This window comes from Micromonospora sp. NBRC 110038, assembly GCF_020884815.1.
In the GTDB taxonomy this organism is placed as follows: Bacteria; Actinomycetota; Actinomycetes; order Mycobacteriales; family Micromonosporaceae; genus Micromonospora; species Micromonospora haikouensis.
Genome location: NZ_BBOL01000012.1, coordinates 66,406 through 81,001, shown reverse-complemented (window position 1 = coordinate 81,001; position 14,596 = coordinate 66,406). Strand labels below are relative to the sequence as shown.

Sequence of the window (14,596 nt, the reverse complement as noted above, 5' to 3'; positions counted from 1 at the left end):
GATCATCGTACGCTTCCCTCGCGGCCACGCCGGCGCAGCGACGCCAGGCGGGACGCTCTCGGCAGTTCCAGTGGGGCGATCCGGACCGGGGGCCGGGGCGGTGGCGTGCCCGGGAACCCGTCGTCGCCGTGCTCGTCGTGCCGGGGACCGCGCCCTCCGGCCGGCACCCGGGCGACCGCCGCCGCCCTGCCCACCCGGACCCCGGCGACCCCCACCGGCTCGGCCCCGGGTCGTGTGGCCGGCACGCGGGGCCGGGGCGCGACCACCTGGCGCGCGGCCAGCGCCGCCCCGGCCGCCGCGACCAGCTGCGGATCGGGGGCGACCTTCACCGGGCCTGGCAGGGCCGCGCCGAGCAGCTCGGCGACCAGCGGAACCCGGGTGGCGCCGCCGGCGAGCAGGACGCCGTCGAGGCGCGCCGGCTCCAGCCCGGCGCTGTGGACGGCCCGCAGCAGCAGGTCGACGGTCCCCCGTACGGCGGGTCGGATCATCTCCTCGAACTCCGCGCGGCTCACCGGCACCCGCGCCGGCCCGGTCGGCAGGTCCAGCACCACGTCGGCCTGCGGGGCGACGGACAGCTCGTGGGCGGCCCGCTCGCACGCCGACGGCAGCTCCCGCGCCGCGGCGTCGGCCCACTGCCCGTCGAGGGCGGACAGCTCCCGCGCCAGCACGGCCCGGACGTGGTCGGTCAGCTCCGCGACGAACTCCGCCCCGCCGCAGCCGGGAAGGCCCAGCGGCAGGCCGAGGGGCGCGTACGTGCCGTCGTCGTTCCGCCGGACCAGCGCGCCCTCGAAGGTCTCCCCGCCGAGCGCGTACACGGCCGCGAGGTCGCCGGCGAACCCCCGCGCGGCGTGCCCCTCGGCGACCGTCACCGGGCAGGGCAGCAGCGTCACCCCGGGCACCTCGAACTCCCACAGCGCGCGCCGCAGCAGCTCCCGTCGGTGCGGGCCCCAGCCCGCCGGGTGGCTGACCACGACGGCTTCGGCCGGGCCGCCCTCGGTGGCGCGTACCTGCTCCACCACCCAGCCGGCCAGCATCGCCGTCAGGGTCTGCGCCGGGTACGCCTCGCCGCCGAGCACCACGGGCACGTCGTCGCCGACGCGGCGGACGAAGCCGCGCACGGTCCGGCCGCCACCGTCGGAGGTGGACGCTCCGACGGTGAGGCCACCGTGGGCGGACAGGCACAGCGCGGAGGGGACGGTGGCCGACCCGGCGTCCAGCGCGACGGCCTCGGCGTGCGTCCAGTCGATGCCCCGTCGCCGGACGACGCTGGCGGTGGTCGTGGTGTTCCCGATGTCTATTCCCAGGACGTACGGCATCGTCTCTTCCTCACCAGGAGTTGGCCGACCGGCGGCGACGGTGTCGGGACGTGCGGTGACCCGGCCCGGCGGACCCCGTGGGTTCATACGTTCGTACCAGAGATCGAAGCTGAACCGGGACCCTAACTTCAGGCTGCCGGATTCCCCCCATCCCCCTAACGGGCGGCGGGGGTGGGGCCCCGATCCGGCGGGGGCGGTTTCGGGTCGTTCCCCGATGCCCGTCGTCGACTCCGTCCGTAGCGTCACCGGTCACGGTCGACGTCCGTCGACGCCGGTCACTGTCGACGCCCTGTCGACGCCGGCGACACGTCCGAGGAGAAGCGGCTCATGGAACCGAACCAGACCCTGCACGACTTCGTGCTCAACCTGCTGACCGACCCCGATGCCCGGTCGGCCTTCGACCTGGACCCGGAGGGCGCGTTGCAGGCGGCCGGGCTGCAGGACATCACCGCCGCCGACGTTCAGGACGTGGTGCCGCTGGTGGTCGACTACGCGCCGGTGCAGGGCCTCACCTCGCTGGCCCCGGCGGCGCAGTTCGGCCTCGACCCGCTGCCGGCCGACCCCACCGACGCGGTGGGCCAGCTGCAGCACGTGGCGCAGCAGATCGGCGTCACCGGTTCCTCGGCCGGGGTGGACGTCAAGGCCGGGGTGCTGGGCACCATCGCCGTGGACCCGGCCACGGTCTCGGCCGGGGTGACCGTGCTGCCGGGGGTCGGGTTGGGCGTCGGCCGCGGCGGCCTCGACACCGACCTGACCGGGGTCGGCGACGTGGCGCACACCCTCGACGACGGGGTGGTGCCGGGCCTCGACGCGACCGTGGACCCGGTGGTCGGGGGCGTCACCGGCGCGGTCGACGGCCTGCCGGGCGCACCGGACGCGGGGGGCCTGGACGACTCCGACCTGCTCGACGGGGACCTCGGCGGCGTCCTGCCCGGCGTGCACGGTCAGGTCGGTGGGCTGGTCGACTCGATCGGCGTCGACGACGCCCTGGGTGGCCTGGGCCTGCCCGGCGGCGCGGGCGGCGTGGTGCCGCCGGTCGACGTGCCCGGCGCCGTGTCGGGGGTGACCGACCACGTGGACGACACGGTCTCCGGGACGCTGGGTGGCGTCACGGGTGCGGTCGGTGGCATCACCGGCGGCGTGACGGGCGGCCACGGCGGCGCGCCCGCCGGCACCGACTCCGGCCTGCTCGGGCTGGGCGACGGGCTGTTCTGAGCGGCCCCGGCGGCGGACGGGACCGGGGCACGAGGGGGTGCCCCGGCCCGGTCCATCGTTCACCACCTCTTGATAATTTCTCCGCAATCGGCACACTTGGTCCCGTGATGGCGGGAATCTGGCTGGACGTGCTCGACGAGATCGCCCGGACCTGCACCGCCCACGGGCGTGCCGACCTGCTCCGCACGGTCCACCACAAACGGGTCCAACTGCTCGACCCGGCGCTGCGCGTGCTGGTCGTCGGCGAGCCGGGCCAGGGCAAGAGCCAACTGGTCAACGCCGTCGTCACCGCGCAGGTCTGCCCGGTCGGCGACGGCCGCACCACCGTCCTGCCGACGGTGGTGCGGCACGCCGAGGCGGCGTGCGCCGCCGTGGTCCGGCACCCGGTCCAGCGGGAGCGGCCCGCCGGCTCGGACGGGGCCGCCGCCCTGGCCTCCGCCGGGTCCTCCGTCGCGCCCTACGCGGCGGTCCCGGCCGTGTCCCCGGCCGCCGAGCGGACGCCGCTGCCGCTGGACCGGCTCGCCGCCGGGGTCGCCGGGATCATCCCGCGCGGCGCTGGCCCGGCCCACGTCGAGGTGGGCGTCCCCCGGGCGTTGCTCGCCGACGGTCTGGTGCTCGTGGACACCCCGGCCGGCGACGGCACGATCCCCGCCTCCGGCACGCCGGAGGCCGCGCTGCACCGGGCCGACCTCGTGCTGCTGGTCTCCGACTCCACCCGGGAGCTCTCCGTCGCCGAGCTGAACCTGCTGCTGCACCTCACCCGGTCGCACCCGAACGTGGCGGTGGTGCAGACCAAGACCGACCTGGTGCCCGACTGGCGGGCGGTCGCCGAGCGCAACCGGCGGCACCTGCACGAGGCCGGCGTACCGGCCGCGCTGATCCCGGTCTCGGCGGCGCTGCGGCTGCGGGCGGCCGTCGCCGACGACCACCCGCTCAACGCCGAGTCGGGCTTTCCCGTGCTGATCGCCCGGCTCCGCCGGGACCTCGCCGGCAAGGGCGACGCGCTGGCCCGTACGGCCGTCACCATGCTCGCCCGCACGGTCGTCGAGCAGCTCGCCGCCCCGCTGCGCGCCGAGCTGGACAGCCAGCAGGTCGAGGAGCAGGCCGGGCCGATCTCCCGGCTGCACGCCGCCCAGCGCGAGGTGGACGAGCTGCGGCGCTGCTCCACCCGCTGGCAGAACACGCTGTCGGACGAGATGACCGACCTGCTCTCCGACATCGAGTACGACCTGCGGGAGCGGACCCGGCAGATCCTGCGCGAGGTCGACACGGCGTTCGACACGGCCGACCCGCTGACCGGCTGGGACGTCTTCGAGGAATGGCTGGAGCGCAGCCTCGCGGCGGCGGCGCGGGAGAACCGCGAGTGGCTGGTCCGCCGCTGCGACTGGACCGCCCGCCGGGTGGCCGCCCACTTCGGCCGGTACGGCCACGACTCGCTGCCGGAGTGGTCGACGGCGGTGCCGGAGGACCCCGCCGAGCGGCTGCCGCACTTCGAGCGGCCGGCGATCGACCGGTTCACCGTCACCCAGAAGGTGCTCAGCGGCATGAAGGGCTCGTACGGCGGGATGCTGATGTGCGGGCTCGCGCTGACCCTGGCGGGGATGCCGATGATCAATCCGGTGTCGGTCGGGTTCGGCGCACTGCTCGGGGGCAAGGCCATCCGCGACGAGAGCCGGCAGCACCTGCGGCACCGGCAGTCGGCGGCGAAGACGGCGGTCCAGCGGCACGTCGACGAGTTCTTCCTCCGGGTGACGAAGGACTGCCGGGACACCGCCCGGCAGGTGCAGCGGCTGCTGCGTAACCACTTCACCGCACTGACCGAGGAGCTCCAGGAGGGCATCGTCCAGTCGCTGCGCAGCGCGAAGCAGGCCGCCGACACCGACGCGGCGGCCCGCGACCGCCGGCAGCGGGAGATCCGGGCGAGGATGGCCCGGCTGGCGCGGCTGCACGAGCAGGCCCAGGGGCTGACAGCCGGGCGCGGCGCCGGCCCGGTGCTGCTGGAGCAGCCGGCATGACGTCCGGGCGGGGGCTGGAGGACGCGGTGTGGGCCCTGCTGCACGAGGCCCTGCACCACTACCGGGACCACCCCTGGGCCGCCGACCGGCTGCGGCACGAGCTGGCCAGGCTGGAGGAGCCGCTGCGGGTCGCCGTCGCCGGCGGCTGGCGGTCCGGGAAGTCGACGCTGCTGAACGCCATCATGGGGGAGCAGGTCGCGCCGGTCGCCGGGGTCGACGGCGAGGACACCTTCACCTGGTACGAGGACGGGCCCGCCCCGGGGGCCACCGCCTGGTCGACCGACGGCGTGCCGCAGGAGCTGGCGGTGACCCGGTCGGCGACCGGCCTGCGGGTCGACGGGCCCGGCTGGCGGCCCGGTGAGCTGCGCGACCTCGTCGTGCGGTGGCCGACGCGGGCCCTGCGCCAGCTCACCCTCATCGACACGCCCGCCGTCGCCGACCCGGACGAGCGGGGGCGCGCCCCGGTGGTCGAGCGGGCCCTGCGCGACGCCGACGCCCTGCTCTACCTGACCCGCGACGGACGCGACAGCGACCTGCGGGCGCTGGATTCCGAGCGGGACGGGATCGTCGGCCAGGCCGGCGCGGTGCACGTGCTCCTGGTGCGCTCGCGCGCCGACGAGACCGGCGGCGGGCGGATCGACGCGCTGCTGACCGCCCGGCAGCTCGTCCGGCGGCAGCAGCGCGACCCCCGGGTGGCCGCCCGCTGCGTACACGCGCTCGCGTGCAGCGGCACCGTGGGCCTGGCCGGCCGGATGCTGGGCGAGGCGGACTTCGCCGCGCTCGCGGAGCTGGCCCGGGTGCCGCGCCCGGAGCTGGACGCACACCTCCTCTCCGCCGACCGGTTCGTCCGGGCCGGGCTGCCCGTGGGCCTCTCCGCCGACGCGCGGGCCGCGTTGCTGGAGCGGCTGGGGCTGTTCGGCGTCCGGCTGGCCACCACGCTGGTCCGCACCGGCTGCGACAGCCGGGTGAAGCTCTCCACCGAGCTGATCCGGCGCAGCGGCCTCACCGAGCTGCGGGAGTCGGTCAACCGCCTCTTCGTCGACCGGCAGGGCACCCTGAAGGCCCGGTCGGCGCTGGTGGCCGTGGAGGGGCTGCTGCGCGCGGAGCCGGGCCCCGGCACCGGCGAACTGCTCGGCGCCGTGGAGCGCATCGTGGCCGGCGCGCACGAGTTCGCGGAGCTGCGCCTGCTCGCGGCGCTGCGCGCGGGCCGGGTCGGGTTCGCCGCAGAGCCGGCTGCCGAGGCGCAGCGGCTGGTCGGCGGCGAGGGCACCGCGCCGGCCGCCCGGCTCGGGGCGGAGCACGACGCGACCGCGCGGCAGCTGTGGGAGCTGGCCGTCGACGCGCAGTGGCGGTGGCGGGAGCGCGCGGAGGACCCGACCCTACGGCTGGTGCAGCGGCGCGGGGCGGAGGTCGTCGCCCGCAGCTGCGAGGGGCTGATCGTCGAGCTGGCCGGGCCGCCCCGCCGGTCCACCCCGGCGTAGCCGTCCCGCCGGCCCGCCCCCGCCGAGCCGGCGCAGCCAGGCGACGGGGCGCACCCGCTCCAGCGGCAGGAAGCTGGCCATGGCCACCAGGTGCGGGGCGAACGAGATGGTGATCGTCGCCATGGTGACCAGGTGGAACGAGTAGAAGAAGCCCACCGTGGCCAGCCGGGCGCGGGCCGGCAGCACGAAGACCACCGGGCTGAGCAGCTCGAAGGCGAGGATGCCGAACTGCGCCACGAGCAGCAGGTGGGGCACGCCGGCGATCAGGTCGGCAAGGTCGGTGCCGCGCCGGATGATCGCCTTGGCGAGCACCGAGCCGGTGGCCCAGTCGAGGCCACCGAACCGGAACTTCGCGAAGGCGGCCAGGAAGTAGGTGCAGATCACCGCGATCTGGGTGACCCGCAGCGCCCAGCCGCCCGCCTCGGTGCGGGTCGGGTCGCCGTGCCGGGCCCGGCCGGCGGTGGGCAGCGCGGCGAGCGCGACGAGCAGGCCGAACCGGTCGTGGTCGACCTTGCCGTAGCTCATCGCGATGATCATCCACTCCAGGTAGAGCGCGAAGACCGACCAGCCGAGCAGGCGGTGGGCCCGGCCGGTCGCGGCGAGCAGGGCGAGGGCCAGCAGCACCCAGAAGATCACGCCGACCAGCGCCGGGGTGGGGGTCGGCAGCGGGAGCACCCGCCCGACGAGCAGCGGCTGGTAGAGGTCGCCGGGGACGCTCGCGCGGGCGCGTACCCAGGGGGTGAAGAACACCAGGTCGGCGGCGACGAAGAGGTAGACCAGGGTGCGGAAGGCGGCCACCCGGCCCCGGGGGACCGCCTCGGTCAGCCAGCGGGTCACCCGTCCGCCCGCCAGCTCACCACGGTCTCGTCGGTCCAGCGCCCGGTCGGCCGGGCGTCGGCGATGCCGTACCAGCGGATCACGATGCGCACCTCGACCAGCGCGGCGGCGTCGGGGTGGCGTTCGGCGTACGCGTCGGCGACCCGGCGCAGCCGGGCGGGGTCCTCGACGTACCGGCTCTGCTGGCCCTCGATCTCGGCCCGGCGGATGCCGGTGGCGTCCTGGCCCAGGTCGACCACGGCGCCGGTGCGGTCGACGCCCTCGATGCGGGTGTCCGGGGCGGCGGCGTCCGGCGGGTCGGACGTGGAGTACATCCGGAACGGCCCGAACGGGAAGTCGTCGTCGCTGCCCCAGACGGTGCCGGCCAGCAACACGACGAGGCCGAGCGCGGTGGCGGCCAGTCGGGCCCCCCGGCCCCGGCGGGTCAGCGTTTCCATCGGTTTCCGACGGTACGGGATGAAGGGCGCCCTTCGGGTCCCTCCGTCGGGTGGCGTGCCCCAACCGTACCGGTGACGCGGGGCCGGTGACGCCCGCCGGAGGGCGGGTGGCGCGGCGGCGGCCGGACCCGGGTGGGGTCCGGCCGCCGGCTGCGCGGGCTCGGTGGTGCCCGGCGCTCAGTGCTTGTGCTCGGCCAGCTTCTTGCGGACGTCGTCCATGTCGAGGCCCTGGACCTGCTCGATGAGGTTCTCCAGGGCCGACTCGGGCAGCGCCCCCGGCTGGGCGAAGACGATCACGCCGTCCCGGATCGCCATGATCGTCGGGATCGAGCGGATGTCGAACTTCGCGCCGAGCTCCTGCTGGGCCTCGGTGTCGACCTTGCCGAAGACGATGTCGGGGTGCTTGTCGGAGGAGCGCTCGTAGACCGGGGCGAACCGCTTGCACGGGCCGCACCACTCCGCCCAGAAGTCGACGAGGACGATGCCGTCGCCGCCCGCCACCTCGTCGAAGTTCGCCGTGGTCAGCTCAACGGTTGCCATGTGGACTCTCCGATCACCGCGGAATCACGTACGCCTCCTGGAACCAGGACGGGACCCGGCGCATTCCCGGGCGTCCGCCCCCGAAACCCGGCGGGGCCGGGGGACGGGGTGTCAGCGTATCGATTCATATCTGTTGCCGGCAGCCTTGCCGTGTGCACTTGCATGACGCATTTGCGTGACGGGACGTGATGGGAGCGTTTCCACAGGTGGGGGCCCTGATTGCTGATCAACTTCGATGATCTGATGCCTGACTAGCGGCGATTCGACCTGCGGTGATCGCTCCCACACTTCATGATCGTCACTCTTCGTATTGTTACGAAAAGATAAATGTGACGCCGGTCTCTGTTGACCGGGCCTCGTCGTGCGGCAGAATCTTCCCCATCAGAGCGTGGGCGGCGGGTGCCGGGGAGGGCCCCGCCGCTCATTGCGTCTCCCCCCGGGAGCGCGGCCGGTGTGACATTTCCTCGCCCGGCTGCGGCCCCCGGCCTCGCCTTAACCCTCGATAAGGCATGCTGGCCCGAACTCCGTCGCCCGCCCGTGGAGGGGACCCCGATGCAGTTCGGCCGCTACTACGAGGAGTTCGAGGTCGGCGCGGTCTACCGGCACTGGCCGGGCAAGACCGTCACCGAGTACGACGACCACCTCTTCTGCCTGCTCACCATGAACCACCACCCCCTGCACCTCGACGCGCACTACGCCGAGTCGGCGAGCCAGTTCGGCCGCAACGTGGTGGTCGGCAACTACGTCTACTCCCTGCTGCTCGGCCTGTCCGTGCCCGACGTCAGCGGCAAGGCCATCGCGAACCTGGAGGTCGAGTCGCTGCGGCACGTCGCGCCGACCTTCCACGGCGACACCATCTACGGCGAGACCACCGTCCTGGACAAGCGCGAGTCCTCCTCGAAGCCCGACCGGGGCGTGGTGTCGGTGGAGACCCGCGGCTACAAGCAGGACGGCACCATGGTCTGCGTCTTCCGCCGCCGGGTGATGGTCCCCAAGCGGGCGTACGCGGCCGAGACCGTGCCCGAGGGCGTCGACCCGGAGCGCCCGAGCTTCCCCGAGCCGCGCTGACCCCACCCGGGCGCCGGCGGCCCCGCGCCGCGCGGTTGCGGTGAAGGGGCCCGACGCGCCGTACGGGGTCATATGCTGGCGCCGGAGGTCCCCATGAGCCACTCCGTCGCCGGAGAGCCGCCCTCTGCCGGCCGCCGCGCCGCACCGCTGACCACCGCCGCCTACTCCGCCGCCGAGTGGGACCTGCTGACCGGCCTGCCCGGCCGGGTGCTCGTGGCCGCCGCCGCCCCCGACCCCGGCGGCCCGTCCCGGGGCGTCGCCGCCGGGCTGGCCGGCCTCGACGCCGTGGCCGCCGGGCGTGCCTCCGACAGCGACCTGGTCCGCGCCGTGGTCGCCGCCATCTACGCCCGGCACGACGGGGCGACCGCCCCCGAGGACCGGCTCACCGACCTGGTCGACCTGCTGGCCGCCTGTCGCGCCACGGTCCGGGTGCTGCGTCGGCGGGCCGACCCCGCCGACTCGGCCGCGTACCGGCAGTGGGTGCAGTCGGTGGCGGCCCGGGTCCGCCGGGCCACCGCCGGCGCCCCGGCGGGCGGGGACGTGACGCCGACCGACCGGCGGTTCCTGGACCGGCTCGGCGGGGCCCTCGGCCTGGGCTGATCCCGCCCGACCCGGCCGGGTGGCCCCGGCGCACCCGGCGGTGCGGGGCGACCGGGCGGTCCGTACCCTCTGGAGACCGTGACCGGTGATCAGCTTGAGGTCGGCGTGGGCCCGTGGGCCGGCGACCCCCCGGCCGACCCGCGCTTCGACCCGGAGCTGCTCGCCGAGGGCGACCGGCGCAACGTCGTGGACCGGTACCGGTACTGGCGGCGGGAGGCCGTGGTGGCCGACCTCGACCGGCGTCGGCACGACTTCCACGTGGCGATCGAGAACTGGCAGCACGACCTCAACATCGGCACGGTGGTCCGCAACGCCAACGCCTTCCTGGCGGCCGAGGTGCACATCGTGGGGCGGCGGCGGTGGAACCGGCGGGGTGCCATGGTGACCGACCGGTACCAGCACGTCCGGCACCACGAGACGATCGAGGAGTTCGCCGCCTGGGCGGCGGACCGGGACCTGCCGGTGGTGGGCATCGACAACCTGCCCGGCTCCCGCCCGCTGGAGACGACGAGCCTGCCGCGCCGCTGCGCGCTGCTGTTCGGCCAGGAGGGACCGGGGCTGTCCGAGGCCGCCCGGTCGGCCTGCGACCAGCTCTTCTCCATCGCCCAGTACGGCTCGACCCGGTCGATCAACGCCGGGGTGGCCAGCGGCATCGCCATGCACGCCTGGATCCGCGCCCACGCCGGCCCGCCGCCCGCCTGACCTCCGCGCCCCGCCCGCCCCGCCCGCCGCGCCCTGCCCGCCCCGCCCGCCGCGCCCTGCCCGCCCCGCCCGCGCGTCGGTCGGTCGCGCGCCGCTCGGTCGTGTGTCGGTCGGTCGTCCCGCCGTGTCGGCGACATGGCGGTGTCCAGGGCTCCCGGACCGCCCGATGCCGGCGACATGGCGGCGCCCGTTCCCTTCCGGACCGGGGCAGGCCGGCGGGGGCGACGCGCCGGGGGATTCGGCCGCTCCACTTGACTGGGCGGCGAGCCGGGGCGACGGTGGAAACGTGAGTGTCGCGGTGAGTTGCCCCAGGTGTGGTGGATCCGTCCGGGAGCCGGACCTGATGCACACGGAGTGGCGCTGCGCGCGCTGCGGTCCCGTGCCGCCGCTGCACGTGCCCGAGCACATCGGCGCGGAGATCGTGGCCAGCGTCGTGGGCCGGGTCGCCGCCGCCGGGCCCCCCGACGGCCCCGCCACGCCGGTCTGGTGCCCGTGGCCCATGCCGCCCGGCTGGACCCTCACCGGCGTGGCGTACGCCGGGGACGAGCGCGCCGGGGTGCGCGCCACCGTCGTGGCCTTCGCCGGGCCCGAGCCGCTCGGCGGCGGCCCGGCCGACCTGGTGTTCGTGGCCGAGGAGCCGGGCGTCGGGCTGGGCACCCGGTTCGCCGGCATGGCCGGCCCCGACCCGGGCCCGCAACTCGCCGAGGCGCTGGACGATCCCGGCCCCGGGCATCCGGGGCATGTCGGGCAGGCCAGGATCCGTGTCGCCGGCCACCCGACTCCACTGTGGCTCGTGAATTCTCCGACGGATCGAAGCGCGTACGCCGGCGAGGCTCGGGGATTGTGGCTTCATGCGATAGCCTGGCCGGCGAGTGCGGGGCATCTGCTCGCCGAGGACGTGGAGCTGCACGACCTCACAGAGTGGACGCCGTCCGAGCTCGTGTACGGCGCTCCGTCTCCGTACCTGCACGGGAAGGCCTGACCAGCCGAGAGGCTTGGCAAGTCTCCCGTTCTGTCGGAGAACGGACGCAGAGATTCACTGTACGACACCTTACTGATACTCTGGGTGCCGCTGCGGTAAATGGACCCGGCGCCGCGCGAGAGGATGGCCCGCCATGGTCAAGAAGGTCCTCACCTGGGCCGGTATCGCATTCTTGATCTTCTTTGTTGCGTACCGGCCGAACTCCGCCGCAGACGTCTTCAAGTCGATCGGCGGCGGCATCATGGACATCGCCCAGGGGTTCGGCGACTTCTTCACCAGCCTCATCGCCTAACCGCCGATGGGCAGCCCCTCCGGTCCGCCGTTCGACCCCGACGACCCCGACCGGGAGCGCCGGGACCGAGACACGGAGCCGATCCCCCGGGTCAGGCCCGACGACGTTCCGGGCCCAGGCCCGGGGCAGGGCTTCTCCGACGGTCCGCCCTTCTCCGACGACGCCGGCTACGGCGACGGTCCCTTCGGCGGCCAGGCGCGCTCCGGGCGGGCCTGGGTCCGCGATCCGGAGGCCGACTACCAGCCGCCGCAGATCTCCGAAGAGGAGCTTGCCGGGCTGCGGGTCGACGCCTCCGGCATGCCGCTCGGCCCCCGACGGGTCCTGCCGCTGGAGGACGAGCCCAGCTCGCTGGTGGCGCGCTACCTCTTCCCCACCGAGCGCTACCGGGGCGAGTGGAAGCGGCACTGGATCCACCTGACCACGCCGATCCTGGTGGGCATCGGGGCGACCTTCGTCCTCGGCTACCTCTCCGGCTTCCTCGCCGGGCGGGACGTGGGCGCGCTGACCACCATCGCGGTGCTGCTCTGGTTCGCCGTGATGGGCTGGGTGGCCTGGAAGGTCGCCGACTGGTGGTACGACCGGTTCATCCTGACCAACAAGCGGGTCATGGTGGTCAACGGCATCGTCACCCGCAAGGTGGCGATGATGCCGCTCGCCCGGGTCACCGACATGAAATACGAGCAGAGCCCCACCGGCCGCGCCCTCAACTACGGCACGTTCGTGCTGGAGTCCGCCGGCCAGGACCAGGCGCTCCGTGAGATCAAGAACCTGCCCAACCCGAACGAGCTCTACCTGCGCGTCGTCGAGGAGATGTACGAGCCGCAGGCAGTCGAGGCCCGGCTGGGCAAGGAGGCGGACGAGGCCAAGGCCGACGACGGGGCGTGAAACTTTCCGTCCGAACATCGGAGGAAGCCCGCACCTTTCGCCGTCGCCCGGTCCGCCCCCGGCATGACAACCTGCCATGCAGGCACGGGGGTGCGGGAGGTGAGCGGTGGCCGCGAAAGACCCGCTGGAGGAGGAGTTCCGCGAGTTCGTCGCGGCCCGCTCCGGGGCGCTGCTGCGCACCGCATACCTGCTGACCGGCGACTGGGCCACGGCGGAGGACCTGCTTCAGACCGCGCTGACCAAGACCTACCTCGCCTGCAAACGGCTCGGCGGCATCGAGGCGATCGAGCCGTACGCGCGTCGCGTCATGGTCAACACGTCGACGAGCTGGTGGCGGCGGCGCTGGCACGGTGAGCGGCCGACCGAGGTGCTGCCCGAACGCGCCGGGGTCGACGAGATCGAGCAGCAGCTCGACCGGGACGTGCTGTGGCGGCAGCTCAGGGCGCTGCCCAGCCGGCAGCGCGCGGTGCTGGTGCTGCGCTTCTACGAGGACATGTCGGAGGCGCAGACCGCCGCGCTGCTGGAGATCTCGCCGGGCACCGTGAAGAGCCAGACCTCCCGGGCGCTGGCCACCCTGCGCCGACGGCTGGGCGCACAGGCCGCCCTCGACCTGACCGACGCGCCGCAGCCGCAGCCCGACGGGCGGGCGGGCAACCGTCCCGCCCCCCGGACGCGGCCCGCGGAGGCCGCCCGCCTCCGGCCCGCCCGACAGGCCGACCCCGCCGCCGCCCGTCCCGCCCCGGCGACCCCGCCCCGGCCCGCCCCGACGGTGCCCGCTACGCCGCGCCCGGCCCGGGCGGGGGTGCCCGCCGCGTCCACCACGAGCGGAGCCGGCCCTCGTCCCGCCCCGGCCGGCGGCGCGCCGCTCCCGGTGCGCGTCGAGCCCGTCGGTGCCCCGGTGCCGGCCGAGGCCGTCGGCGCGGAGCGGAGGTGAGCGGGGTGGCCGGTCCCGGTGACAACCGGACGCCCGTTCCCGCGCGTCCAACAGTCGTGACGGCGGACGAGCTGGAGCGTGCGCTCCGGGAGACCCTCTCCCGGCAGGCCGCCGTGCCGCTGCCGTGCACCGTGGACCCGGCCAGCCTGGCCATCCGGCGGGCCACCCGGACACGCCGCCGCCGGGTCGTCACCGGCACCGCCCTGGCCGGGATGGCCACGGTGCTGGTCAGCGCCGGCATGGTGCAGCTCAGCCCCCAGGCAACGCAGCCCACCCCGCCGACCGTGGTGCTCGGCGACCCGCGCGGCTCCTCCTGGACGGTCCCGGAACCGGTGCCGAGCCCGTCGGGCGGATCACCCCGACCGGCCCTCGGGCCGGCCGGCGGCGCGGTCGACCTGGTCGTCGACGGCACCCTCTACACCGCCGGGAACACGAACATCCCCCTCGGGGTGGCCGACGCCGACCGGGCGCAGCGCGTACCGGACAAGGGGGGTTGGCTGGTGGTGGGCGCGCCCACCGTCGCCGGCCGGGCCCTGCTGTCCGTGCACGCCGACGGCAGCACCAGGGTGCTGCTCGCCGGCGCGGAGGCGATCGCCGTCGCCCCCGACGGCGGCCAGGTCGCCTGGCGCGACGGCGACCGGCTCTCCATCGCCGGGATCGTCGGCGACAAGCTCGTCGCGGTCGCCGGCACGACGGCGCCCGGCGCGGCCGTGCCGGTCGGCTTCGCCGGCAACTCCGTCCTGGTGCGCCGCGATCCGGCCCGACCCGGGTACGCGCTCTGGCATCCGGCCGCGGGCGGGCTTCCCACCGCCGGCTGGCGCGACGTCCTCGCCGTCCACGGGGCGCTGCCGGACGGCCGGCTCGTCGGCCTCGTCTCCGCCGGCACGCCCCGACGCCCCTGCCTGGCGCTGCTCGACCCCACCCGGGCGCTGGCGACCATCCGCTCGGCCTGCGGGCCGACCCTCAGCTCCGACGGGCTGGGCGGGGTCTCCGCCGACGGCCGCTGGCTGCTGCTGAACGGCCGCACCGGCTCCTCCGATGCCACCGGGGCGCTCCTGGTCGACCTCGCTACCCTCGGCGGCACGTTGGTCGCCCGTCCCGCCGGCCCGACGCTGGCCGGCGCGGTGTGCTGGACGCCGGCCGGCACCGCCTGGTATGCCGACGCCCGGGGCGGGCTGGTGCCGGTGCGGCCCGACCGCGTGGTCGCCGGAGAGCGGGCCGCCGCCAGCCCGTTGACCGGCGTCGAGCCGGCCGGCCGGCCGGTGGTCGTCACCGACCCGGCACCCTGACCG

The 14,596-nt window shown here is 75.4% G+C and carries 15 protein-coding genes; 11 read left to right on the top strand and 4 right to left on the bottom strand.

The window, feature by feature from the left end; all coding sequences use genetic code 11:
* Window positions 1–2 precede the first annotated feature (2 nt).
* Window positions 3–1,316 (bottom strand): Hsp70 family protein, encoded by a 1,314-nt coding sequence (locus LPU61_RS29885; RefSeq protein ID WP_229406818.1) that lies wholly within the window; start codon window positions 1,314–1,316, stop codon window positions 3–5.
* Between the two features lie 327 nt (window positions 1,317–1,643).
* Between LPU61_RS29885 and LPU61_RS29880 the strand changes: the two genes are divergently transcribed.
* From LPU61_RS29880 to LPU61_RS29870, 3 genes are all read left to right on the top strand, one after another.
* Window positions 1,644–2,531: an IniB N-terminal domain-containing protein gene (locus tag LPU61_RS29880; protein ID WP_229406817.1), complete on the top strand. Its 888-nt coding sequence runs from the start codon at window positions 1,644–1,646 to the stop codon at window positions 2,529–2,531.
* 107 nt (window positions 2,532–2,638) lie between these two features.
* Window positions 2,639–4,546, top strand: coding sequence for a dynamin family protein (locus tag LPU61_RS29875; protein ID WP_229406839.1), 1,908 nt, complete (start codon window positions 2,639–2,641; stop codon window positions 4,544–4,546).
* On the top strand, window positions 4,543–6,027 hold the full coding sequence (locus LPU61_RS29870; RefSeq protein ID WP_229406816.1) for a hypothetical protein: 1,485 nt from the start codon (window positions 4,543–4,545) through the stop codon (window positions 6,025–6,027). The genes LPU61_RS29875 and LPU61_RS29870 overlap by 4 nt, the downstream gene beginning before the upstream one ends.
* Here the strand turns inward: LPU61_RS29870 and LPU61_RS29865 are convergent.
* From LPU61_RS29865 to trxA, 3 genes are all read right to left on the bottom strand, one after another.
* Entirely contained in the window at window positions 5,926–6,864 is a 939-nt protein-coding gene (locus LPU61_RS29865; RefSeq protein ID WP_228986385.1) for an MFS transporter permease, read from the bottom strand. The two genes, LPU61_RS29870 and LPU61_RS29865, sit on opposite strands and share 102 nt — an antisense overlap.
* On the bottom strand, window positions 6,861–7,301 hold the full coding sequence (locus tag LPU61_RS29860; protein WP_229406815.1) for a hypothetical protein: 441 nt from the start codon (window positions 7,299–7,301) through the stop codon (window positions 6,861–6,863). Before LPU61_RS29860 ends, LPU61_RS29865 begins: the two co-directional genes overlap by 4 nt.
* Before the next feature lie 177 nt (window positions 7,302–7,478).
* A complete protein-coding gene (gene trxA / locus LPU61_RS29855) occupies window positions 7,479–7,841 on the bottom strand; it encodes a thioredoxin (protein WP_043961753.1) in 363 nt (120 codons plus the stop codon).
* A 552-nt stretch (window positions 7,842–8,393) separates the two neighbouring features.
* On the opposite strand from trxA, the gene LPU61_RS29850 reads away from it, so the two are divergent.
* From LPU61_RS29850 to LPU61_RS29815, 8 genes are all read left to right on the top strand, one after another.
* Entirely contained in the window at window positions 8,394–8,909 is a 516-nt protein-coding gene (locus LPU61_RS29850) for a MaoC family dehydratase (RefSeq protein ID WP_043963916.1), read from the top strand.
* Between the two features lie 72 nt (window positions 8,910–8,981).
* Complete coding sequence (locus tag LPU61_RS29845; protein WP_043961754.1) at window positions 8,982–9,509, top strand: hypothetical protein; 528 nt, start codon at window positions 8,982–8,984, stop codon at window positions 9,507–9,509.
* A 78-nt stretch (window positions 9,510–9,587) separates the two neighbouring features.
* The gene (locus LPU61_RS29840; RefSeq protein WP_229406814.1) at window positions 9,588–10,211 is read left to right on the top strand and encodes an RNA methyltransferase; all 624 of its coding nucleotides are present in this window, start codon (window positions 9,588–9,590) and stop codon (window positions 10,209–10,211) included.
* Window positions 10,212–10,497: 286 nt separating this feature from the next.
* Window positions 10,498–11,193, top strand: coding sequence for a DUF6758 family protein (locus LPU61_RS29835; protein WP_308102618.1), 696 nt, complete (start codon window positions 10,498–10,500; stop codon window positions 11,191–11,193).
* Window positions 11,194–11,326: 133 nt separating this feature from the next.
* Window positions 11,327–11,485 (top strand): hypothetical protein, encoded by a 159-nt coding sequence (locus tag LPU61_RS29830; RefSeq protein WP_165878125.1) that lies wholly within the window; start codon window positions 11,327–11,329, stop codon window positions 11,483–11,485.
* Window positions 11,486–11,491: 6 nt separating this feature from the next.
* A complete protein-coding gene (locus LPU61_RS29825) occupies window positions 11,492–12,370 on the top strand; it encodes a PH domain-containing protein (RefSeq protein ID WP_043961757.1) in 879 nt (292 codons plus the stop codon).
* 106 nt (window positions 12,371–12,476) lie between these two features.
* On the top strand, window positions 12,477–13,304 hold the full coding sequence (locus tag LPU61_RS29820) for a SigE family RNA polymerase sigma factor (protein WP_043961758.1): 828 nt from the start codon (window positions 12,477–12,479) through the stop codon (window positions 13,302–13,304).
* 56 nt (window positions 13,305–13,360) lie between these two features.
* Entirely contained in the window at window positions 13,361–14,593 is a 1,233-nt protein-coding gene (locus LPU61_RS29815) for a hypothetical protein (RefSeq protein WP_199486053.1), read from the top strand.
* The last annotated feature ends 3 nt before the right edge of the window (window positions 14,594–14,596 follow it).

What these genes read in the sequence shown, in the direction of transcription:
- LPU61_RS29885 (WP_229406818.1), bottom strand. Translation starts at nt 1,316, where the DNA reads ATGCCGTACGTCCTGGGAATAGACATCGGGAACACCACGACCACCGCC.
- LPU61_RS29880 (WP_229406817.1), top strand. Translation starts at nt 1,644, where the DNA reads ATGGAACCGAACCAGACCCTGCACGACTTCGTGCTCAACCTGCTGACC.
- LPU61_RS29875 (WP_229406839.1), top strand. Translation starts at nt 2,639, where the DNA reads ATGGCGGGAATCTGGCTGGACGTGCTCGACGAGATCGCCCGGACCTGC.
- LPU61_RS29870 (WP_229406816.1), top strand. Translation starts at nt 4,543, where the DNA reads ATGACGTCCGGGCGGGGGCTGGAGGACGCGGTGTGGGCCCTGCTGCAC.
- LPU61_RS29860 (WP_229406815.1), bottom strand. Translation starts at nt 7,301, where the DNA reads ATGGAAACGCTGACCCGCCGGGGCCGGGGGGCCCGACTGGCCGCCACC.
- trxA (WP_043961753.1), bottom strand. Translation starts at nt 7,841, where the DNA reads ATGGCAACCGTTGAGCTGACCACGGCGAACTTCGACGAGGTGGCGGGC.
- LPU61_RS29850 (WP_043963916.1), top strand. Translation starts at nt 8,394, where the DNA reads ATGCAGTTCGGCCGCTACTACGAGGAGTTCGAGGTCGGCGCGGTCTAC.
- LPU61_RS29845 (WP_043961754.1), top strand. Translation starts at nt 8,982, where the DNA reads ATGCTGGCGCCGGAGGTCCCCATGAGCCACTCCGTCGCCGGAGAGCCG.
- LPU61_RS29830 (WP_165878125.1), top strand. Translation starts at nt 11,327, where the DNA reads ATGGTCAAGAAGGTCCTCACCTGGGCCGGTATCGCATTCTTGATCTTC.
- LPU61_RS29825 (WP_043961757.1), top strand. Translation starts at nt 11,492, where the DNA reads ATGGGCAGCCCCTCCGGTCCGCCGTTCGACCCCGACGACCCCGACCGG.